We start from the raw sequence: 5,573 nt of genomic DNA, 5'->3' as shown, positions 1-5,573 counted from the left end.
AAGGAAAAGTCAAGGAATAGATAATACTAATACTCTAGCGCGATCGCACTCTATCTCTACTATGTCTCAATCTGATCATACCCAACCCTTACCTCCCCTTGATCCCACTTTTTCCCGGATTAACTCAATTTGAGTAAGCTTTTGTCTTCACTATTGCCTATTGCCTAGCGCGTAGCGCTATATTACTGCGCCATCCAGGGTTTTTCTCTGGAACTCTAAGAAGATGAAACGAAGGGACGCGGCTTCAGCCCGTCCCGTAGTATCCTCTTAGAATCCCCCGCGTTTTAACCAGCGGAGAAGTCAATCCCTTTTGCTAGAATACTATTCTTCTAAGGTGTCCTCCTTCTGTTCACACTCCTCATCATCATTTTCTTCACATTCCTGTTGCGCTTCGTATTCCTTGAGCAATTGCGCCACTCGCTCTTGAATCTGCAAATGTCGGGCGACGCCTTCGTAGGTATAACGGTTGTAGCCATTGCGCTCAATGAGGGTTTCAATATTGCTAATCCGTTCCTCTGTATTCGGGTGAGTAGACAGCCATGCAAATAAGGGGCGATCGCGGTCTTCTTCGTTTAACGTAATCATGAGATTATGCAGTCCATCCGCTGCATAGCCGCCAGCGACTAAAATCTTTGTTCCCAATGCATCAGCCTGACGTTCCATGTCCCGGCTATAGTCGAGAACAATTAAATTTGTAGCGGTGCGACCAAAGGGAATATATTGGGTAACATTGGCAATCAAATTCCCCTCCGTTACCAACTGGAAACCATGGGATAATACCGCATGAGCCAGTTCATGAGCCAATAACCCCGCTAACTCCGCCTCAGAATCCGTTTTCAGAATCGCGCCAGCATTGACAAATATCTTTCCACCTGGTAAAGCAAAGGCATTCAGTTGGTCATCCATGACCACATAAAACTGATACTCAAACTCATCCCGCCCCGCTACGATCGCGAGTTTGTTGCCAATTTCCTGGACATACTCCAGCACCTGTTCATCTTCAACCATAGGGAGTTGCTTTTGTACCCTTCCGGCGAAGCTTTCACCCACGGCGGATTCACCGCGCAGCATTAACGTGGTGGTTTCAATTGCCGAAATCGGACCAAAGAGATTCCCGGTAAAAATATAACCCAACGCCCCCGTAATCACATTCGCGATCGCGTTTCCTCTCAGTTCACCCCGCAAGCGCGATCGATAGCGTTCCAAATTCTCCTCCGCTAGCACTTCAAATTCCGCCGCTTGGGGATGATTGAAGTTGAGCATGGCAAATTGACGGGCGGCGAGGGAGGCTTCTAACCAGCGTTTGGTATCGGCTAGGGCGGTAACTTTGGCTTTAATTAAATCTGGCTCATTGGGATATAAGGTTGTCGCCCGTTCCAATACCTGAATCGCCTCCTCCTGGCGATCGTACTCCTGGAGGGTTTGAGCATAGCGCAAATGACCGGGAATAAATTCTGGTTGCTGTTCGACTAAAAACTGGAGGGGGACAAGAATCTTGGTTTCTAGTTCCTGTTCTAACCCTTCCTCAGACTGACGCCAATACACCGCACCCGCAGGTGAGAGTTCACTCGGCTCATAGATAGCGACGGGTTTCTCTAGGGCTGCTTCCGTGTCAAAAGAGGCTTTGGCTTCCCGATAAAGCTGTTGAGCAGCGGTAAATTGACCGCTCATGTAAAGGCGATCGGCTTCAATCAGCTTTTGCTGACGTTCCCGTTCTTCGGGCGTCAGTTCGGGGATTTCGGCGGTAGTTTCGGTGTCGTCTTCTGTATCCGCTGAGTCGTCGCTGGCGGTTTCTGGGGTTTCTATTGTCTCGACTTCGGTCGAGTCTTCAGCGGTAGTTTCGCTGTCGTCTTCTGTATCCGCTGAGTCGTCGCTGGCGGTTTCTGGGGTTTCTATTGTCTCGACTTCGGTCGAGTCTTCAGCGGTAGTTTCGCTGTCGTCTTCTGTATCCGCTGAGTCATCACTGACGGTTTCTGGGATTTCTATTGTCTCGACTTCGGTCGAGTCTTCAACTGTGGATGGGGGAGATTGAGTCGTGAACTCTGGTGGTATTTCCTCAGAGGGGGTTGAGGGAATTGAAGTGGGTACAGCCTCTGGAATGACGATAGTTTTTGGCGTTTCCGAGGAATCCTCAGCGACGATAACTGAAGTGGAAGCGGCTGAGGGAGTCTCTGGAATCGCGATCGCTTCCGCCCTGTTTGTGGGTAATTGGTGTTCAACCGTGACTTGTTCAGGTAATCCGATCTGCATCGGGTGATGCAGTGGATCTGGCGTCTGAACAATTGGCTCAATTGGGGAATCTGAAATGGTGAGATTCTGAGTAGAACCAATGGATTCAGGGGTTTTCGCAGACTCGGCTAAAACGATAGAGGTTGAAGTTGGCAGTAGGATGCCTAAGGAGAGTAAAAGGGAATTCCAGAGCAGTTTCATCAGCCGATCTCCAGGGATTGCTCGGTTGGGTGTGATTGTAGCAATGAGGCAGTGGCGCTAGTTGGCTCTACCTAATTAATTAGGGTAGCTTAGTTCGGGCTGAATGAGGGTTAACCTTCTAGATGACTCTCGCGAAGAGGCTTGGTTCCACTGAGGTTGGGGTTTGCCCAGGAAGACCCGCATTTCTCACAAGTTTTGCCATCTTAATCCTTTAAACCTTTACCCAGAGTAGATTTCAAGCATTTTTGACCGAACCTAAATTTCGACAGACAGAGTGTTGAAAGCCTTATTGTATGGTCAATCCAGTTTTATAAGCCTTTTGACAATTTTGGTGAGAAATCCGGGAAGAGCGCGATCGCGGTTTGTCTGCTCTGGGGCGAGTCAATCTCGGTAAACTGAAGTCTTTGACACAATCAGTGCCTGTAAATTGAAACTATATTGCTAATCTAACCATTCATAAAAAACTTTATCGAAATAATAATACAAGTTAGTTATTTTTGATAATTATCTTGCCAGATCATGAAAGTCTAGGCTATCCTTGCGAATAGCAAAAGCTTAACCCAACCTTGCATTCGAGAGTAGACATGGATATTTTGTCTTTCCCTTTGGTAAGTCTGAGGGGTGAAAATGAATGGAGAACCAATCCCTTGACAGCAATTTTAAGACGAGCAAAACTCTTTATTGCCATTTTTAGTGCAGATAAACCGAGATTCATTTACCTTATTCAGGCTTTTCTCAGAAGAGCAAACCTAAGTAATGCCAATCTAAGGGGAGCAAATTTCAGTAAAGTTAGTCTCTTTGAAGCTCAACTCATTAAAACAAATCTCAGTCAAGCGCATTTCAATGGAGCTACGTTTAGGAGAGCCGATCTAACTCAAGCCAATCTGAGTCAGGCTCATCTCAAAGCTGCGGATTTTTATGACACCAGACTTATAGAAGTAAATTTAAGTAAAGCTAACCTAACTCAAGCAAATTTGACTAAAGCTCAACTAAATTTAGCTAACTTCAATCAAGCTATCCTCTGTCACGCAAAACTCATTAACGCCAAACTTGTAGGAGCTAATTTTAGTCAAGCTTGCCTTAAAAACGTTAATTTTGGCGTGGCGGATTTGATTGGTGCAAACTTGGGTTGTGCGAATCTCAGTGGCGCTAGTTTTTTTAGAGCTAACCTCAGCGAAGCTAACCTCAAGGGCGCTAATTTGCAAGGAGTAGATTTCAGAGGCGCTGAACTCAGTGGCGCGAATCTTAGTGGCGCTAACCTCAGTGGTGCTAACCTGTCTAAAGCCGATCTCAGTGGTGCTAATCTCAGTGGTGCTAATCTCAGTGACGCCAAATTAATTAGAACTCAAGCCTTAGCTGCTAACTTTGAAGAAGCAACGCTAACCGGAGCATGTATAGAAGATTGGAATATTAATGGAGAAACAAACTTAAACTGCACGACTTGCCTTTATATTTATCTACAGGAATATCAACAAGATCGCCGTCCCCATGTCGGTAAATTTGCACCAGGAGAATTTACTCAACTCTTCCAGAAAGCTCTAGAAACCGTTGATCTGATTTTCCGTGATGGTGTTAACTGGAAAGCTTTTGCTTATTCCTTTGCCAATACTCAGATAGTTCATGAAGATGTTCCATTGGGTATCCAAAGTATTGAAAACAAAGGAGATGGAACGGTTTTGATCAAGGTTAGTGTTACAGCTAATACTGATAAAGGTAAGATTGACCATGACTTCTGGAGTAACTACAAGTTTGTACAGGAAGCACTAGAAAAACAATATCAAGCTAGAATAGCGGACAAAAATGAACACATTAATCAACTTTTTGATTTAGTGAATCACTTACAAAAACAACTCGGCACTATTCCCAAACTAATGGCAGAAGCTTACACAACTAACTACTATTGGGATTTCCATGCTCCTGTCGTAAGTGTTGGTAATGAAGGCGTACAGGGAAATTTAGCGACAGAGAACCAAGGTTGTCAAAGAAATAGGCAAGACAACGATGACCTAAAGTCCAAGTCAACTTTAACCGAAACCGCCTAGTTTTTTATTGCTGATAAAAGTGCCGCAGCCAAAGGTAGCTCTTGAATTAACCACCGACAAGAATAACTTCTACAGCTCATGCCAGAATCTAAAAAACAAATCAACATTCACGCCCCGGCAATCAGCGTTGCTAATGAAGGAACACAGGGTAATCTAGCGGGCAAAAATGTAGGCAGACAACAAAGCATCATAAATAACAACTACGTCCCCGAACAAAGACAAATCCTGGCTGATGCAGCACAGGAAATTCAAGCCATACTTGAACAGCTTGATAAGTTCTATGATATCAACACCAACACGGGGAAGATGGCATTAACACTTGAAGCCATGCAACGCATTGAAAACAATCCCACACTAGCCAAACGAATTCTCAGTGCTTTAGCAACAGGCAGTGTTAAAGCCTTTGAACAGTTTCTCAACCATCCTGCTGCTAGCTTTGTTGTCGGAGCATTAGAGGATTGGGAAAAAACGAAGGGACATCCAACAACCCAGTAGTTGGTGTTTCGCTTGTGTTTTAGGGGATGGGCATCTTACTCGTCTAGTTCATAATGTCTCAGATTGTAGGGACGTTTCCGGTAATGTTTCTACAACTTACTAAATTTTATTTTCTGAAAAATTATCCTGTCCGTAATTCTACGGTATTTCTTGGAGAGAAGCTCGACAATCTTTAAGAAAATTTGATTAAATAGGACAAAAATCATCCACATTCAGATAATCAATGGGCAATCTTATGCAATCACAGGCAGCTTCCTCCCCCAATAGTCGCCCTTGGTATGAAAAAGAGGACGGTACTTGTACTATTTTGGAGCCAACCCTCGTTGACATTGGAGCCAATCAACCGCCTCACCTGATGTTCCCAGTCCACTGGGCTAAATCCCTGGAAATTTTGCCCAAAGCGAAACAGATAGCAGACGAACACCAAGCCATGTTAGTTTTACTGCTCCATGGAGAGGCATCAAACAGTGAAATTATGTCGCTAGTCTTACAATTAGCCGAGACTCAAGTTCTACCGTTATGGATTGGCGAGCAAAATCGCCGGAAAGTGGGTCAAATTATTTCCATGTTGTCTAACCAGCTTCAAGGAAATCCTAACCGGGAATA

General features: G+C 44.7%; 4 protein-coding genes. 3 read left to right on the top strand and 1 reads right to left on the bottom strand.

The window, feature by feature from the left end:
- Positions 1-321: 321 nt before the first annotated feature.
- Complete coding sequence (locus tag MC7420_RS31785; RefSeq protein WP_006105835.1) at positions 322-2,430, bottom strand: M48 family metallopeptidase; 2,109 nt, start codon at positions 2,428-2,430, stop codon at positions 322-324.
- Positions 2,431-3,014: 584 nt separating this feature from the next.
- On the opposite strand from MC7420_RS31785, the gene MC7420_RS35920 reads away from it, so the two are divergent.
- The 3 genes from MC7420_RS35920 to MC7420_RS42060 all read left to right on the top strand — a co-directional run.
- Entirely contained in the window at positions 3,015-4,472 is a 1,458-nt protein-coding gene (locus MC7420_RS35920) for a pentapeptide repeat-containing protein (protein ID WP_006105829.1), read from the top strand.
- Between the two features lie 78 nt (positions 4,473-4,550).
- Positions 4,551-4,967 (top strand): hypothetical protein, encoded by a 417-nt coding sequence (locus MC7420_RS31775; protein ID WP_006105792.1) that lies wholly within the window; start codon positions 4,551-4,553, stop codon positions 4,965-4,967.
- Positions 4,968-5,202: 235 nt separating this feature from the next.
- Positions 5,203-5,573: hypothetical protein (locus MC7420_RS42060; protein ID WP_232231829.1), on the top strand; the 371-nt coding region annotated here is incomplete at its 3' end.

Source organism: Coleofasciculus chthonoplastes PCC 7420, assembly GCF_000155555.1.
Lineage (GTDB): Bacteria > Cyanobacteriota > Cyanobacteriia > Cyanobacteriales > Coleofasciculaceae > Coleofasciculus > Coleofasciculus chthonoplastes_A.
The sequence above is the reverse complement of the archived record's forward strand: the minus strand, read 5'-3'. Positions and strand labels throughout refer to the sequence as shown.

What these genes read in the sequence shown, in the direction of transcription:
- MC7420_RS31775 (WP_006105792.1), top strand. Translation starts at nt 4,551, where the DNA reads ATGCCAGAATCTAAAAAACAAATCAACATTCACGCCCCGGCAATCAGC.
- MC7420_RS31785 (WP_006105835.1), bottom strand. Translation starts at nt 2,430, where the DNA reads ATGAAACTGCTCTGGAATTCCCTTTTACTCTCCTTAGGCATCCTACTG.
- MC7420_RS35920 (WP_006105829.1), top strand. Translation starts at nt 3,015, where the DNA reads ATGGATATTTTGTCTTTCCCTTTGGTAAGTCTGAGGGGTGAAAATGAA.